The sequence below is a fragment of the Mesobacillus subterraneus genome (genome assembly GCF_000934845.1).
In the GTDB taxonomy this organism is placed as follows: Bacteria; Bacillota; Bacilli; order Bacillales; family Cytobacillaceae; genus Mesobacillus; species Mesobacillus stamsii.
In genome coordinates, this window is the sequence record NZ_JXIQ01000028.1 from 1 (window position 1) to 16324 (window position 16324).

The window sequence follows — 16324 nt, forward strand, 5'->3', positions numbered from 1 at the left end:
TAAAGCCAACCGAAATTCATCTTACACCTACTCATGGGCTTTAGCCCTTCCCATTCCTTGAGGATGAGAGACTTCTTTCGGAAATCTGTTAAAGAATAATAGGAAAAATCGGCAGGAATTCTATCCTGCCGATTTTTGTTTAAGCGTACATTTTATTTTCTTCTTTTTGGAAAAAGCTTTTCATGGCATGGAACACATCGGCTTTTTGCTTGAGGATATAGTATCTAAAATGTTCATCTTTTATGTTCTTATACGCTGACATTAAGGTTGAATTGCGGTTGTATTGATTAACTTCTCCATAACCGAACATATTGGAGACCTTCATCAACTCTTCCACTAATGTCACACAGCGGGCATTGTCAGAGGTTAGGTTATCCCCATCGGAAAAATGAAATGGATAAATATTGAACTTGCTTGGATTGTACTTCAAATCAATCAGTTCTAAAGCTTTTCGATAAGCGGATGAACAAATAGTACCGCCGCTTTCTCCTTTTGAGAAAAAGTCTTCCTCAGACACGACTTTTGCTTCTGTATGATGGGCGATGAATTCAATTTCAACCGTTTCATATTTAGAGCGTAGGAATCGGGTCATCCAGAAAAAGAAGCTCCTCGCCATATATTTTTCCCAAAGCCCCATACTACCGCTCGTATCCATCATGGCAAGCACAACAGCCTTAGAATCTGGCTTCATTACCTCATTCCATGTCTTGAATTTCAAGTCCTCCTTATAAATAGGGTGGAAGGATGGCTTTCCGGTCATCGCATTTCGTTTATAAGCCGACATCATTGTGCGTTTTTTGTCTATATTTCCCATTAAACCTGTCTTTCTGATGTCATTGAATTCAATGTTTTCCACGAGATGTTCCTGTTCTTCCTTCTTCTTGAGATTTGGAAGCTCCAGCTCTTTGAAGAGAGCTTCTTCAATTTCCATCATCGACACTTCTGCTTCATAATAGTCTTCCCCGGCCTGGTCTCCTGCTCCCTGTCCCTTGCCTGGTCCCTGCTGCTGACCGGTGCCATCCTGGGCGACAACATCCCCGATCTTTGAATCTCCGTTTCCTTGGCCTACATGCTTGTTCTTATCATAGTTATAACGGATTTTATACTCATCCAGTGACCTTATTGGAATCTTTACGACATCCCTGCCGTTGGACATGATAATATTCTCTTCCGTGATCAAATCAGGCAGATTGCTCTTGATTGCTTCCTGCACCTTTTCCTGATGGCGCTGCTGGTCATCATGTCCTTTGCGGTGGAGGGACCAATCTTCCTGGGAAATCACAAACTGGTGACTGCTTTCATCGGTCATTTTCAACCCCTCCTTTAAATTTTCATTTTGTGGAACATATTACAACCTAGTTTCATACAATATCCCGATGGCTGTTCGCCTCGAGGGAAATGTAATTACTCTATCTTATGCAAAAAGACAGAATAATTTACAAATAATTTTGACAATTGCTCTTTTCTCTTTAGTATGGACAAGCCCATTTTCCAATTTAATGAGAGCTTGAATGCAGATCGTACTAGCTTTAAAAAGAAATAACCTTTGCGTCATCCGCAAAGGTTATTTCTTTTCATTTGCTCGATCATATTGTATTGGATCCGGTACTTTGTGATATTCCTCTTTTAAAACTTCGCCACTGCGGCGATGCTCCATTTGTTTGCCAAGAGCTTCGATCTCCTCTTCATTGCGAGCCATTGAACTGTTTTGTGGAACATAGTCTTTTGGTATATCTTTTTGTACATCCTCTTTTGCCATCATTATCACCTCTGCTGTACTATTCCCTCTATGCCGACTAATAAACTACTGAACCTTAACTAAAAGAGGACCTGCTATCGGCAGGCCCAGGCTGACTATCTATTTAGCAAGCTTCCAACATACCGAAGCAATTCATTGGCGGAAGTGGAATTGTAGCCATGTTCATCAATTAATCTTGCAACTACATTATTGATTTTCTTCAACTGCGTCTCATCAGGAGTTTTTGTTGATGTCGTAATCTTTACAACATCCTTCAGATCAGCAAACAGCTTTTTCTGGATTGCTTCTCGCAGGCGGTCATGGGAACTATAATCAAACCTTTTGCCTTTTCGCGCATAAGCAGAAATTCTAATTAATATCTCTTCACGGAATGCCTTCTTCGCATTTTCGGAAATGCCAATCTGTTCCTCGATGGAACGCATCAACTTCTCATCCGGGTTAATTTCCTCCCCAGTTAGCGGATCGCGAAGCCTTGCCTTATTGCAATAGGCCTCCACATTATCAAGATAATTATCCATCAGCGTTTTAGCTGATTCTTCGTAAGAGTAGACGAATGCCTTTTGTACTTCTTTCTTGGCGATATCATCATACTCTTTCCTGGCAAGTGAAATAAAGTTCAAATAACGCTCCCGTGTTTCTGTGGTAATCGAGGGGTGCTGGTCAAGTCCTTCTTTCAATGACCGCAACACATCCAGTGCATTGATCGTTTTGACTTCCTTCCTGATGATGGTGGAAGAAATCCGATTGATGACGTAGCGGGGGTCAATTCCACTCATTCCTTCATCCTGATGCTCTTTCTTCAATTCCTCCACATCTGCCCGGTTGTAACCCTCTACACTTTCGCCATCGTATAGCCGCATTTTCTTGATCAGGTCAATATCACCTTTTTTCGGGTCCTTTAGGCGCGTAAGGATTGTAAACATAGCAGCCACCCTTAAGGTATGCGGCGCAATATGGACATCGTTCACATCGCTCTCGCGGATCATTTTGTCATAAATTTTCTCTTCTTCAGAAACTTTTAAGTTGTACGGGATCGGCATCACGATAATCCGAGAATGCAGTGCTTCATTCTTTTTATTGGAAATGAAGGAGCGGTATTCCGTTTCATTTGTATGAGCAACAATTAATTCATCCGCACTAATCAATGCGAATCTCCCTGCTTTGAAATTGCCTTCCTGTGTCAAACTCAGCAAATGCCAAAGAAACTTCTCATCACACTTGAGCATTTCTTGAAACTCCATCATCCCCCGGTTGGCTTTATTTAGTTCCCCGTCAAAGCGATATGCCCGCGGATCGGATTCAGAACCATACTCAGCTATCGTGGAGAAATCAATGCTGCCTGTTAAGTCAGCAATATCCTGTGATTTGGGATCGGAAGGACTGAACGTACCAATTCCTGTTCTTTTGTCTTCTGAGAAAAAAATTCTTTCCACAAGGACATCTTCTATTCTACCACCATATTCCTGTTCCACTCTCATCAGATTAAGCGGCGAAAGATTGCCTTCAATTCTGATGCCATACTCATCTTGAAAATCTTTTCGAAGATGATGCGGAATCATATGCAGCGGATCTTCATGCATCGGGCATCCCTTAATGGCGTAAATCGCCCCTTTATCAGTATAAGAATAAGCTTCCAACCCTCTTTTCAAAATGGTAACAAGGGTCGATTTCCCCCCGCTAACTGGTCCCATCAACAGCAGGATTCGTTTTCTGACATCCAGCCTTTTAGCCGCTGGATGGAAATACTCTTCGACGAGTCTTTCCAAAGCCTCCTCAAGGCCAAATAATTGAGAACTAAAGAAGGAATATAGTTTTTTGCCTTTGTCGCTTTCAATTCCAGCGTCTTTTATCATATTATATACACGCGAATGTGCCGATTGAGCAACCCATGGCTGTTCCTTTACAATTTCAAGATATTCCCTGAACGTCCCTTCCCATTTCAACTTTTCTTCATCCTGACGGAACATCTCAATCTTTTTTAAAATATCCATATGGACCTCCCCATGTAGCGTTATCAAGAGACGATTAATTCATTCTATGCACCAAACAATTTGAACATGCATATTCGTTCAGCTTGCCTGATTGTCCTTTTTTATTCTCCTCGAAAAAATAGCTGCTTCACCTTCCCAGTTCCAAGCTAATAGGCTATAATTATTTTTATACGGACAATATTGATCAAGGGGAGGCTTATATACATGAAACTAATTCTCATTTTGGGCGTCACAGTTACATTCTTGACTGCAATCTTCACTTCAGGTTACGACGATAAGCCTGGGATCACTAAAAAATAAAAAAGCTGCCAATCGGCAGCTTTTTTCATCACCTTTTATTATTTGCGCAAATCGCGGTAATCCTGCTGTCTTAATGCCTCATAAATCAGGATAGCAGCAGTATTGGAAAGGTTTAGGGAACGAATATTTTCATTCATAGGCAGTCTGAGGCATCTGTCCATATTGTTTTCAATTACTTCTTTAGGCAGTCCGGTTGTTTCCCGGCCAAAAATAAAGAAGTACTCCTGTTCGGTTCCACTATAATCAAAGGCAGAATGCCCCTTTTTGCCGAATTTGCTTACATAATAAAACTCTCCGCCCTCGTTCTGCTCGTAAAAATGCTCAAGCGAATCATAATAATGAATCTTTACGTGTTCCCAATAATCCAGCCCGGCACGCTTCAACATCTTATCATCTGTTGAAAATCCCAGCGGTCGGATCAAATGAAGCTCGGTATCGGTACCAGCACATGTGCGCGCAATATTGCCAGTATTTGCTGGAATGAGCGGCTGGTATAATACAACATGCAATGCCATGAATATCACCTCTCATAAAAACTACAGCTAATTATACCATTCCTCTTCTCGGCGCAAAAGCGGGTGGCTCCGTACCAGTCTTCATTCAGTCATTTTGGTCATCGGTAATCGTCAGGAATTTATACTTTATATTCGGAGTATAGGCTGTCGAATCCTCATAAGCCCAGTACCTCATCCGGCTATTATACGTATGAGCGTTAACAAGCGGCATTCCGTCCGCGTCGTGCCCGGTCACAATGGTTGTATGGTCAAAGCGTCCATCTCCCTGGAAATCATAACAAACCACATCGCCGAGTTTCAGCTTATCAGCACTAGCCACCACTTTTCCCCTTAGCCCATACTTAGAACCGGGAATATGCAAGCGTAACGCATTGGCAACCGACCAGCTGTAGCTCCAATTATTATTCTGCATCCACCAGCCATTGCTTCTGTTCGGGTAGCCACGCATTGGTGCCCCGCCGAAATGGAGACATTGCGATATATAATTGGTACAATCCACTTCGAACTTCTTATATGCCGGATTATAGTCATTCCACCAGCGCTCAGCATACTGGACTGCCTTTAGCCTGTCATATACAAAGCCTTTCCGATCCTGATCGCCCGTTTCATCCGAAAGGGCAGGCAACGCTTCCTTCAAGTTCTCCGCTGGTTTTTTCAACTTCTCGTCCTTTATTAGGACACCTTTGTAAAATTCCGCTCGCCTCTTTTCCACTTCCTCCTCCATGTAAAATAATCCTTTTTGCCTAATCAAATACTGAAAATGCACATCATATAAAACAGTTGCATTCTCCTGTTCTTCTAATTTGTGCTTGATTCTGCCAGCTGCCTTAGCTTTTACAATCTCTGCCGACCTTTTTCCAAGGCTCTGTTTTTTTAACTCAATGTCAGGACACTCATGCAATGGACTTCGAGGCATTGATACAATTTGAAGAACTCGCTGTTCCAGCAATTCCTGCAGTTGATCTCGCATCCTCATCTCCCCCTTCCCCTTTCATGTTTATGAAGCAACAGGGAATTTGAGGTATAGAAAATCTATTTTAGCTTAGATCGTAATAAAAAATTCCTGCTTTGTCTGTTGTCCTTCTTTAAAAACTCGTTCCGTAAAATAGATTTCTATGTCGTTCATTAAAATGACTGTTGAACTTCTCGTTCCGTATTTTTCACTTTTAATGAAAATAGGTGATAGTAGACGTTCCCATTCAAGTGTAACTCCCGTAGAAGGTAGTAACTGGTCAGGAGCAGGATCGGCATTTTCTAAAAGGCTAAATAAGCTGTCTGCCATGTCAAGAGAATCTTCAGCGAGGATTTTTTTCAACCCTGCTTTGCCTTTTTCTACTTTGGGCCAAGCAGTATCGAGCAAATGGTTGCTGACTCCGTGGATGCCTGGTTCCACTTTTAACAATTTATCTGCAGTGTTTGAATAATAATAAAGTTCTTCAACGTCCCCGCTTAAAAGATTATATCCAGGATAAGCATGCCGCTGTTGCGCTATTTTTTGAAGATAGGTTTTCGGCTCCTCAGTTCCCTTAAGAAAATCCACCACAAGCTCCCCACGTGTTCTTTTTCCAGCCGTATATTCACCTGGGTCACGGTAGTTTGTCAGGGCAGCAAACCTGCCAGAGGTAGTCACACCCATCCATGTCCCCATCTTTTCAAGATCGCGCCCGGCAAGCAGCTCCGGTGCATCTTCCCAAAAATGAGCTGGCGCAGTGTCGCGATCATACGCTTCATCCCTGTTTGCAGCAATAACCAGCTTATACTTTGGGTGCGATTTATAAGCAAATAAAATCAAACACATTATGATCACGTCTTTCCGTTATAGAGAATTTTTATAGCGAATGGAAAATTATCCTTGTTTTTTTTCAGCGAAAAAATACAATCCTTTCCTTATTTCCTGCAACACCTCTTCATCCTTCTCTACAGAAAAAGCATGCTGCAATGCCTCCAACGCGTCTTGGCCGCCGATTTTGCCAAGTGCCCATGCCGCCGTTCCTCTGAGAACAGGTCTTGGATCGTCCTTCATGACCGTTATCAACTCCGGGATTGCTGTTTCATCCCTATAATGAGCAAGTGCAATAATCGCATTGCGCTGGATAGGCTTCTTTCCGCGCCACGACCCTGATACATGTCCGAACTTTTCTTTAAACTCCCGATTGCTAATGCTCAACAGCGGCTTAAGGAGTGGTTTCGCAATTTCGGGATTTGGTTCCATTTCAGTATGGAAATGAAAATCCTTGCCTTTATTTTCAGGACAGACCGTCTGACAAGTATCACAGCCATATAAACGGTTTCCAAGCTTCTCCCTGAATTCTTCCGCTAAAAATCCCTTCGTTTGTGTCACGAAAGCAATACATTTTTGCGCATTCAGCTGGCCGCCCTGTACGAGTGCCCCGGTAGGACAGACATCCACACACTTGTTACAGCTGCCACAGCGGTCCTCCATGGGATGATCCGGCTCAAAGGGAATATTCGTGATCATTTCGCCTAGATAGACGTAAGATCCAAATTCCGGTGTAATGATCGAGCAGTTTTTCCCGCTCCAGCCAATTCCCGCACGTTCCGCAACGGCCCTATCTACCAGTTCGCCCGTATCAACCATTGATTTGAAGCGCGCTTCGGGCATTTTCAAAGCAATATATTCTTCCAACTTTTTTAACCTGTCCCTCAGAACAGTGTGGTAATCTGTTCCCCATGAAGCACGACTGAAGATTCCTCGCCTTTCCCCCTTCTTGCTAATCACTTTTGGCCCCATTTTTGAAGGATAAGCGAGTGCAATTGAAATAATCGACTTAGGTTTGTCAAAAATTAGCGAAGGCTCGGTTCTCTTTTCAATATCCTTTTCTTCAAACCCTGATTGATAGCGAAGCTCCTGTTGCCTGTATAATCGAACCTTCATCTCTTCAAATGTCGAAGGGGATGCAAATCCAATTTTATCGATGCCGATCGTTTTGCTGTAAGCTATAATCTCCTTCTTCAAACTCGCCGTATCCATTACGTGTATCCCTCCTTTCCATTTTGATGTCTATATAAAATCCGATAATTGTAAAAGCAAATCTCTTTTATGATAAACTATTTTAAAGCAGATTTGGAGGTGGAATCAATGGAAGTTCACGTTTCCGATGCGATATGCGGTCTCATTCCCGGGTTCACACTCGGAATAATGGAGTATCAAGACGTACAAATAGGAGAATCTCCGCAAATGTTGAAAGGCAGGTTGCAGCTCTTCCAGGAATCAATATATTTTGATCTATTGGACAAAAACGTAACCGAACTGGAAGGAATCAAAGAGTGGCGCGGAATTTTCAAAACTACGGGAAAGGATCCAAACCGATACAGACATTCGGCTGAAGCCCTCTACCGACGAATCGCTAAGCAGAATTATCTTCAGTCCATTCATAGCGCAATCGATTTGAATAATTTCTTTTCGCTTGAATATCAAGTCCCAATAGGAATTTATGACAGTGACAAATTGCAAGGGCCTATTACGATAAAAATCGGCGAAGAAAACGAAGAGTATGCAGGATTGAACGGGAGAGCGAATAATCTCGCAAACTTAATCGTAACTGCAGACGCAAGCGGGCCGTTCGGAAGCCCTTTTGTCGATTCTGAAAGAACTGCCGTAACAGAAGAAACAAGAAACGCATTGCAAATTGTCTATTTAAGACCTTCTTCCCCTCTGTTAGACAAGGAGAAAATGACGGCATCCCTTATGAATATGTTTACGCAGATCCATGGAGGAACCGGAACATACAGACTAACGGGGTGCTGACGCATCCCCTTTTTACTGGAACCGTATTCGATCAAACATTCAGTTTGCTTTTTAACGATTGAATGCATGCACTTACAGTAGATTGACTTAGAAATACTTCTTCTCAAATAATAAAAAGACAAGAAATTGACCAGCTTGTCTTTTCAAACTCTTTTATTTACTTTACAGCATTTTCAAGAAATCTTGTTCACTCACAATCTCGATATTTATTCCTTCATATATCATTTTTTCAGCTTTTATTAACTTTGAAGATTTATTTCCTTTGATCATAACATCCTCAAAATCGCCTAGTACAATATAATATCGTTTTGGTATTCATGGATTTGTTTTCTTACCAGTTCAATCAATTCTTCTTTCGTTAGTGCAAAGCAGCTTCTGCCAAATCCTACGAAACGCCAGACAAAGGATTTGCATTTTTTCACGTTATTGTTTTCATCTACATAATGTTCATAATCATACAATAAAGTACCTACCCTGTTTTCAATCTGCACAAGTTCATAGGTCATGATTTTTGCATTCTTTTTGTAGTTTGCTTAGCTTTATTCCTTAAAAAAAGAGCATACAGATTGACTACTGTATGCTCCTTATTAATAATTATTCGCGCAGGCAGACATGTTTTCCTTGGTTGTTTGCGGGTGGCAGTGAGATTCTGGATCTGGTGCTTTTTCAAGTGCCATCCATTTTCCACGTTTGAATTGGATTACCAGGACAATTGCACGAAATGCGATATCGGCTCCGATTGCTATCCATACTCCCGCGAGTCCCCAGCCCAGCTTGATTCCAAGAAGATAGACAAGTACGGTTCGTACTGCCCACATCCCGAATCCAGTTAGGTACATCGGGAATTTCGTGTTATTTGCCCCCTGGAATGCTCCTGTCAGCACCATTAATACAGCGAGGAACGGTTGGAAAATACCCGAAATCTTTAGTGCGGTACCTATATCATCGATAACTTGCTGTTCTTCGGTAAATAAGCTGCCAGCCCAATCACCAAGGAAGAAGAGCAGGGCACCGAGCAAGGTCATCGCTCCTACTGTGAGATACGTGGATAGTCTGGCATAATGCTTGGCTTCTTTAAGATTTCCCGCACCGATTTGCTGGCCAACCAAAATTGTGGCGGCTGTAGCAAATCCATATCCAATCATATAGGAAAATACTTCGACATTGCCGGCAATCTGATGAGCGGCAAATGCATTGGTACCAAGGGCAACGACGAAACCAAAATAGACGATTTGGCCGGCACGCATGACTAGTCTCTCGCCTGCAGCTGGGGCTCCAAGAGTAGTCAGTTCCATTAGATGTGTCTTGTCAATACTCCAGTAATCTCTTCTGAAGGTAAGAGTTTCTGTTTTATTGACATAATAAAACAGCGCAATGCTTCCAATCAATCGTGAAATTACCGTCGCAATCCCTGCTCCTACGATGCCCATTTCAGGTATGAACAAAAAACCGAAGATAAGGACATAATCCAAAATTGCATTGACAATATTGATGACAATACTCACTTTCATCGGCGATTTTGTATCGCCTGCTCCCCGCAGGATAGCGCTTAACACAAACATGAAGCTCATCACAATCGAAGGGATTCCAACAATCCGGAAATACAGAGCACCGGCCTCGAGTACCTCTGCCTCTATTCCCATTAGTTTCAGCAGCGGTTCAGCAAAAATCCAAGTAATAATTCCTGTTAAGATACCCAATATGGTAGCCAGAACGATTGATTGCTGTGATATATGCCTTGCTTTTTCCGGAAGGTTAGCACCAAGAAAGTTTGCAATCCTTACATTGGCTGCTACCCCAATTGCCATAAATAATGCAAAATATATCGCAAGGACTGCATTGGTGACCCCAACCGCCGAAACTTCTGCCAGACCGATTTTTGATACAAAGTATGTATCGACAAAGCCGAGGATGGTCTGGAAAAAATTTTCGATGACTGCGGGAATAGCAAGCACCGTGATAATTTTCAATCGTCCTTTGTTCGTTTGCGGCATGTCGATTTCCCCCTCCATATCCTTCACAGTTCCACCTCCTTAACTAGAAAATTGAACAATAGCACACATTCATGTGTGCCATTGCAGTTACTGATGCCTTTTACTTGACTTCAATCACAAAAGGCACCGTATAAAGTTGTTGTTTGTACTTGAACTGACCCCAAATTTTATACAATCCACTACGAGGAAAGCTCGTCATATACTCAACATCTGGTCCTTTTGTGTTTTCATCTACTGGATGGACATGGAGAAATTCATTCATATCCTCACTGACAATCACGACATGTCCTGCAGAACCAAGATAGGGTTCAAGTTCAGTAATTGGGTTTCCATTCTTATCATATAGGGTGAAAATCAAACTTATATGCTCATCTACTTTCGCTTTTGGGAGAATAAGCTCGATTGTCAGGTCATCTATCTCCTTTTTCAAAAGCTTGTCGGGAACAACCTCTTCCTTGGTTTCCAAACCTTTTACGACCAGCTCATGAGACGCTAGCTGCTGATTTGCCCCCTCCGGCAGGAAATCTGCATAAAATTTATATTCCCCTGCCTTTGGGAAGGTTGTCTTCACGTGAAATCTACCTTTTTCAATATATTGCGGGTGGAGATGTTGGAAGACTGATAAATCCTTTTTAATTGCCAGTAGGTGCATTTCTTTTTCATGCACAGCTAAAAAAGTCTCGATAACCTTCCCGGAGAAATCTTTTATGTCAATAAAAATTTCTGTTTCTTGATCAACTTTGACCGTATGAGGGTTTGCGGTCCAATCCACCTGTAATTTTGGTATGTTCTCCTTATGGTCGGTGTGTCCCTGATGGGAGTCCATCATGCTATGTCCTTGAAGGTTGCTTACAGTACTATGTTCATTCATTGAAATCCGAAAGTTTCTCAAAATCGCTTTTTTGAGGATCGAGCATATCCATCATGATACGCATATGGCTTCTTAAAATTCCTACTTTGGTATTTAGTAATTTAATTAATTTTTCATTTTTTGCCTCTCTTGCCATAAGCTTCACTTTCATTATCATTCCGTCATGGGCAGATAGGTGACTTGCAATCAACCCCAGGTCCGATGCAGGTAAAAACATGTTGATTCCTCCTTAATTTTTTCGGTTCTTTACTATTTTTACCACAGGTTATTAGAACTAAACTCCATAGAAAATGCACATTTAACTACAGTAAACCTAATAATTGAAATTAAAAACTGGCGCTTATAAAATATGCACGGAGGTATATGAGAATGTAATAATGCAATCATGTGACGAAAAAGGAGGTAAAAGCTAGGTGAAAAACTTTGTTTTGACCGCACTAATCATATTGATTCTGGTCATTGCGGGCGGCTGGTTTTTTATGAGGGGCACTGGGGGGATGAAGGGTAATATGCCATGACAAGGCGGTGGTATGATGGGTAATCTTTGGAAAGGGTCCTTTCTCCAATTCGTTAAAAGGACCAATACTTGCCATAGAACTGGTGTCAATATTGCTTTCCTCTTTACTGCAAGCACTTAAACCTGCTGGAAGGATAGTGCCAAAATCCCTCTGTCTCTTTTAGAGACTTCCCCAAAAACTTCCGGCGATTCAACATGTAGCTCTTTTGATCAAACAATACCAAATAATTTCGCAAAAATAATGAATGAGAAATTTGTACTAATGTAGTCTTTATCTAAGCAGAATGCACCCTGAGAAAAGGAGTGTAGTCCATCATTTCACTGATTTATTTCCAATTGTGCAGAAATCTATGAACTTTTCACTAACATATATACAGCCTCATCTACTGCACTATAGTCTTCTTTTATGGAGTTTTTGTCATTTGTGAGAGAATTTTGGAGATCGTTTGCGACAATATAGGCTATTGCTCTACCTGTGGAACTTCGAATAGAGGACAATTGGTTCACAACATCAGCACATGGTTTTTCTGCTTCCATCATTTTACTAATCCCCCTGATTTGGCCCTCCATTTTCTTAAGTCGATTTACTATTTCTTTGTTATACAACATGCCGTCCCCTCCTACTGTAAATTAAATATTCCAAGGTGATTTCCCCTTGTGCAAGCCTCATTTTCAATTGTTCCATCGCTTCACTGGAATCAGAACGAATTGGCTGACAGGTCCCTTCTTGTTTTTCAACAGCAAGTAGCTCAGGAAACCGGCCAGCAGAAAACCGATAAACCAGCCAATCGGTCCGCAAGCCAGCAGATGCAAAACCCGGTCCCCACATCAGAATCCCTCCTTTCATGATGAGTTGTTTGTTTCTATGACTTAAATATAAAAGCAAATCATGGAGAAAATATGTGCAAGACAAAAAAACAGTTCACCCCAGTAACTCTGCGAAAAACCGGAGTGATCAATTATCAGAATACATAGTAATTAACCCTACATACTTTTTGCATATATTCATATTAAAATACAAAAATACCCCCCACCGATTTAAAGTTCAGTGGAATTTGATAAGGAGGTACAGCTTTAATGGATAAATACAATAGAAGAAAATTTCTCTCTTATTCCTTAAAGGGAGCCGCAGGATTAGCAGCTATTTCTCTTGTTCCTTTTGGAGTAAATAAGATTTTTAATAACAATGGAATGATGTATGGAAATGATAGTAGTGGACTTCCATTCAGCGGCGGCACTCCTTTACCTGTTCCACCGCTCCTTAAAAATATGAGTTCGATCCCAAGTAAAGCCAAATTTCAGCTTTCAGCTCAAATAGCTAAGACAGAATTTATCGAGGGGAAAGAGACAGACACTTATGGTTACAATGGAAATTATCTAGGCCCTGTCATTAGAGTCAGAAAGGGTGATGAGGTTTCGATAAAAGTCAAAAACAACCTGAATGAAGAGACAACAGTCCACTGGCACGGGCTTGAAGTAGACGGGGAAAACGATGGTGGTCCTCACTCCCGGATTCGGCCCGGGGAAACCTGGAATCCAAAGTTTACGGTCACACAGCCTGCTTCAACATTATGGTTTCATCCGCACTTGCTCCATAAAACTGGAGAGCAAGTTTATAAAGGGCTCGCTGGTTTGTTTTATGTAGATGATGATGTTTCAGATAATCTGAAACTCCCAAATGAGTATGGTGTCAATGACATTCCGCTTGTGATACAGGATAAAAAGCTGGACGCGAATGGAAGGTTTGAATATAGACTGGGCATGCATGACGTCATGATGGGCCTTCAGGGAGGAACCATTCTTGTTAACGGAGCTGTAAACCCTTATCTTGAGGTACCAAGAGGCAAAATGCGCTTTCGTTTGCTGAACGGATCAAATGCCAGGATTTATGAATTGCTTTTTAGCAATAACCAAAACTTCTATCAAGTAGCTAGCGATGGGGGATTACTTGAACAGCCTGTCGAGATGACAAAACTAGTGCTCGGTCCAGGGGAAAGAGCTGAAATCATAGTGGATTTTTCTATGTTTAAAGATGGCGATACGGTCGAACTAACAAATCAAGGTACTGAATTCATGAAATTTATGGTAACTGGCAATAAACAGCAAGACTTTAATATACCAAACCAACTTACAAAAATTGAAAGAATAGATTCATCAAAGGCAGTAAAAACCAGAAAATTTATTTTCCAAGGAATGGGAAGCAATGTCAATATAAATGGCCAACAAATGGATATGGACCGGATGGATGAATATTTGACCTTAAATACTACAGAAATCTGGGAAATCTCCAATGAAAGTACTGGGATGATGGGGGGAATGGCCCATCCATTCCATGCTCATGGAATTCAATTCCAAATTCTTGACCGTGACGGTAAACAGCCTCCAGCAAATGAATCCGGCTGGAAGGACACTATCCTAGTGTATCCAGGGGAGAATGTCAGGGCGATTGCTACTTTCAAGTATCCTGGTATCTTCATGTACCACTGTCATATCCTTGAGCATGAAGATGCAGGTATGATGGGGCAATTTAAAGTGGAATAAAATTTGGTATCCAAATAACGCTTTCAAGCATACAGTCTTAGAAAAGTCTGTATGCTGAAAGCGTTATTAGCGTAAGTTCGCGGAACAGCTAGGATATCGAGTTATCAAAGCAAATAAAGGAATGTTAGTGAATTGAATACAGCTAAAATCAAATGATTTCGTACGGAAGTCTACATTCCCTATGTAAATTACCTTTTAATAGGCGGAAAGTATAAAAAGAATAAATAACAATATACAAAACCTCGGATCTTCTTAGAAGGTCCGAGGTTAAATAGGAAAGTTATTTGTCATTTATACCTTCTTTGTAAAACCGGTTTGTCGATTGCTTTTGCCTTCGATACCAGATGAGGAACAAAGAAAGACCAACTAAAGCCAGGGAAATGACCTGTGCAATTCTTAGTTCATCAGTTACCATTAGACTGTCTGTCCTCAATCCCTCCACAAAAAACCTACCTACTGAATACCAAATGAGATAAGAAAGGAAAACTTCTCCCCGCTTGACTCCGAACTTTCTGATGGCAAGGAGGACAAAAAAAACTGAAAGATTCCATAATGATTCATACAAAAAGGTTGGGTGGTAATACGCTCCATCTATATACATCTGGTTAATAATCCAGTCTGGAAGCATTAAATCTTCAAGAAAGGTTCTTGTCACCTCTGTTCCATGCGCTTCCTGGTTCATGAAGTTTCCCCATCGACCAATGGCCTGCCCGAGAATAATGCTAGGAGCAGCTATGTCAGCGAGCTGCCAGAAAGAAATTTCTTTTTTTCGTGCGTACACTATCGAGGTTGCTACCGCACCGATCAATCCTCCATGGATGGCGATGCCGCCTTCCCAGATTGCTAGAATCTGTCCTGGATTATCTAAATAGTAATCTAGATTGAATAATACGTAATATAACCGAGCACTAAGGAGAGAAATTGGAATCGCCCAAAGAAGCAAATCCGAAAAGACATCCTGGTCCAACCCTCTTCTTTTTGCTTCTTTTGTAGCGAGTAACCATCCTAAGAAAATCCCAAAGCCGATAATTATGCCGTACCAATAAATAGTGATAGGGCCTAATTCTAATGCTATTCTATTAATTGGTTCAAAGTTTCCCATCTATTTCACCTCTTCTATGTCATTCTCTGTCATCATACCTAGTATTTATGGATTTTATATGGAGGGGAACAAAGAAGATTGATTTTCCCTTAATCGGTATTAGCTGGAAAGATAGAATAGTGACTAGCTGAGAACCACAGAGTGATTGGTAAGGGTGGTACCCTGTACCGAATTGAGCCAGATAAATCGGACTCAAGTTTGCTCGCGGGGAGATCGATATAAGAATATTTAAATCAACAGAAAAAGAGAAACCGACAACTAATTGACCAAACACTAGAAATCATCACTCTGTTTGCTACAGCTGGATGGGTATTTGCTTCACTTTTCTAAAAATGGGCATGAAAAAATAAAAGATTTCGGTGAAAAGAAAACTGCCATTTGGCAGCTTTCTTTAGAGTAGGTTTTTAGAAATCATTTCATATTCACTCTGGGAAATCTCACCTTTGACGTAGCGCAGTTTCAAAGCTTCAGAAGGAGCATCCTTTTGTAGTGATTCTTGTTTTTGTTTTTTGAAAGAGTACATAAGATCAACAATCAGCTTCCTTGTCATCTTGAACAGTCTGAACAGATCTCCAGTCCTTAACAAATAATAGAAGACTATGGCTGCTAATATAAGATTAATCACTGCATTCACCTCGATTACGATTTAATTGTTTTTAAAATTCGCTGGAATTCTTCTAAGGTAATCTCTCCTCTTGCGTATCTTAACTTTGCTATTTCTTCGGCTTCTATTGTTTGGATTTTCCGTGAATTCGCCTTGGGTAAAAACTTGTTTTTCATCAGAAAATATACTCCGATTGCAATTAGAACAAGGAAAATGAAAGTAGACGAGTTAAAGTATGGCATCATTCCAAACTGGCTGAAACCGGATGGAGCTCCATAACCATTTCCGTTTATAAAAGAACCCATGTGACCGTTCATCATTTGTCATTACTCCTTTATATTAAATGAGATTTCTCAGTTTC

At 41.1% G+C, this 16324-nt stretch carries 18 protein-coding genes; 2 read left to right on the forward strand and 16 right to left on the reverse strand.

Annotation, left to right across the window (positions count from 1 at the left end; translation table 11 throughout):
- Positions 1 to 139: 139 nt before the first annotated feature.
- The 7 genes from yhbH to queG all read right to left on the reverse strand — a co-directional run bounded on the left by yhbH (position 140) and on the right by queG (position 7557).
- Positions 140 to 1309, reverse strand: a complete 1170-nt coding sequence (gene yhbH, locus UB32_RS05060; protein WP_044391766.1) for a sporulation protein YhbH — start codon at positions 1307 to 1309, stop codon at positions 140 to 142.
- Between the two features lie 255 nt (positions 1310 to 1564).
- Positions 1565 to 1762, reverse strand: a complete 198-nt coding sequence (locus UB32_RS05065; RefSeq protein ID WP_241768424.1) for a hypothetical protein — start codon at positions 1760 to 1762, stop codon at positions 1565 to 1567.
- A 92-nt stretch (positions 1763 to 1854) separates the two neighbouring features.
- On the reverse strand, positions 1855 to 3750 hold the full coding sequence (locus tag UB32_RS05070) for a PrkA family serine protein kinase (RefSeq protein WP_044391770.1): 1896 nt from the start codon (positions 3748 to 3750) through the stop codon (positions 1855 to 1857).
- 338 nt (positions 3751 to 4088) lie between these two features.
- The gene (gene trmL / locus UB32_RS05075) at positions 4089 to 4565 is read right to left on the reverse strand and encodes a tRNA (uridine(34)/cytosine(34)/5-carboxymethylaminomethyluridine(34)-2'-O)-methyltransferase TrmL (protein ID WP_044391772.1); all 477 of its coding nucleotides are present in this window, start codon (positions 4563 to 4565) and stop codon (positions 4089 to 4091) included.
- An 85-nt stretch (positions 4566 to 4650) separates the two neighbouring features.
- Positions 4651 to 5535 (reverse strand): amidase domain-containing protein, encoded by an 885-nt coding sequence (locus tag UB32_RS05080; RefSeq protein WP_044391774.1) that lies wholly within the window; start codon positions 5533 to 5535, stop codon positions 4651 to 4653.
- 72 nt (positions 5536 to 5607) lie between these two features.
- Positions 5608 to 6363 (reverse strand): NRDE family protein, encoded by a 756-nt coding sequence (locus tag UB32_RS05085; protein WP_044391776.1) that lies wholly within the window; start codon positions 6361 to 6363, stop codon positions 5608 to 5610.
- 48 nt (positions 6364 to 6411) lie between these two features.
- Entirely contained in the window at positions 6412 to 7557 is a 1146-nt protein-coding gene (gene queG / locus UB32_RS05090; protein ID WP_044391778.1) for a tRNA epoxyqueuosine(34) reductase QueG, read from the reverse strand.
- A 108-nt stretch (positions 7558 to 7665) separates the two neighbouring features.
- Here queG and UB32_RS05095 point away from each other — a divergent pair, with 108 nt between their 5' ends.
- Positions 7666 to 8334, forward strand: coding sequence for a B3/B4 domain-containing protein (locus UB32_RS05095; RefSeq protein WP_044391780.1), 669 nt, complete (start codon positions 7666 to 7668; stop codon positions 8332 to 8334).
- 287 nt (positions 8335 to 8621) lie between these two features.
- Here the strand turns inward: UB32_RS05095 and UB32_RS05100 are convergent, their stop codons facing one another.
- The 6 genes from UB32_RS05100 to UB32_RS05125 form a co-directional block, all read right to left on the reverse strand.
- Positions 8622 to 8840, reverse strand: coding sequence for a hypothetical protein (locus UB32_RS05100; protein ID WP_052806958.1), 219 nt, complete (start codon positions 8838 to 8840; stop codon positions 8622 to 8624).
- Between the two features lie 81 nt (positions 8841 to 8921).
- Positions 8922 to 10346, reverse strand: a complete 1425-nt coding sequence (locus UB32_RS05105) for an MATE family efflux transporter (RefSeq protein ID WP_044391794.1) — start codon at positions 10344 to 10346, stop codon at positions 8922 to 8924.
- Positions 10347 to 10428: 82 nt separating this feature from the next.
- Positions 10429 to 11157 (reverse strand): hypothetical protein, encoded by a 729-nt coding sequence (locus tag UB32_RS05110; protein ID WP_241768425.1) that lies wholly within the window; start codon positions 11155 to 11157, stop codon positions 10429 to 10431.
- A 34-nt stretch (positions 11158 to 11191) separates the two neighbouring features.
- Positions 11192 to 11416 (reverse strand): hypothetical protein, encoded by a 225-nt coding sequence (locus UB32_RS05115; protein WP_052806959.1) that lies wholly within the window; start codon positions 11414 to 11416, stop codon positions 11192 to 11194.
- A 648-nt stretch (positions 11417 to 12064) separates the two neighbouring features.
- Positions 12065 to 12325 (reverse strand): metal-sensing transcriptional repressor, encoded by a 261-nt coding sequence (locus tag UB32_RS05120; protein WP_044391784.1) that lies wholly within the window; start codon positions 12323 to 12325, stop codon positions 12065 to 12067.
- Positions 12315 to 12545: a hypothetical protein gene (locus tag UB32_RS05125; RefSeq protein WP_044391786.1), complete on the reverse strand. Its 231-nt coding sequence runs from the start codon at positions 12543 to 12545 to the stop codon at positions 12315 to 12317. Before UB32_RS05125 ends, UB32_RS05120 begins: the two co-directional genes overlap by 11 nt.
- Before the next feature lie 248 nt (positions 12546 to 12793).
- Here UB32_RS05125 and UB32_RS05130 point away from each other — a divergent pair, with 248 nt between their 5' ends.
- The gene (locus UB32_RS05130; protein WP_044391788.1) at positions 12794 to 14257 is read left to right on the forward strand and encodes a multicopper oxidase family protein; all 1464 of its coding nucleotides are present in this window, start codon (positions 12794 to 12796) and stop codon (positions 14255 to 14257) included.
- Positions 14258 to 14537: 280 nt separating this feature from the next.
- On the opposite strand, the gene lgt is transcribed toward UB32_RS05130, so the two are convergent.
- The 3 genes from lgt to UB32_RS05145 all read right to left on the reverse strand — a co-directional run bounded on the left by lgt (position 14538) and on the right by UB32_RS05145 (position 16283).
- Positions 14538 to 15359: a prolipoprotein diacylglyceryl transferase gene (gene lgt, locus UB32_RS05135; protein WP_044391790.1), complete on the reverse strand. Its 822-nt coding sequence runs from the start codon at positions 15357 to 15359 to the stop codon at positions 14538 to 14540.
- Positions 15360 to 15750: 391 nt separating this feature from the next.
- Positions 15751 to 15984 carry a hypothetical protein gene (locus UB32_RS05140; RefSeq protein WP_044391791.1) on the reverse strand — a complete coding sequence of 78 codons (234 nt, stop codon included), beginning with the start codon at positions 15982 to 15984 and terminating at the stop codon, positions 15751 to 15753.
- Between the two features lie 14 nt (positions 15985 to 15998).
- Positions 15999 to 16283, reverse strand: coding sequence for an SHOCT domain-containing protein (locus tag UB32_RS05145; RefSeq protein ID WP_044391792.1), 285 nt, complete (start codon positions 16281 to 16283; stop codon positions 15999 to 16001).
- Between the last annotated feature and the right edge of the window lie 41 nt (positions 16284 to 16324).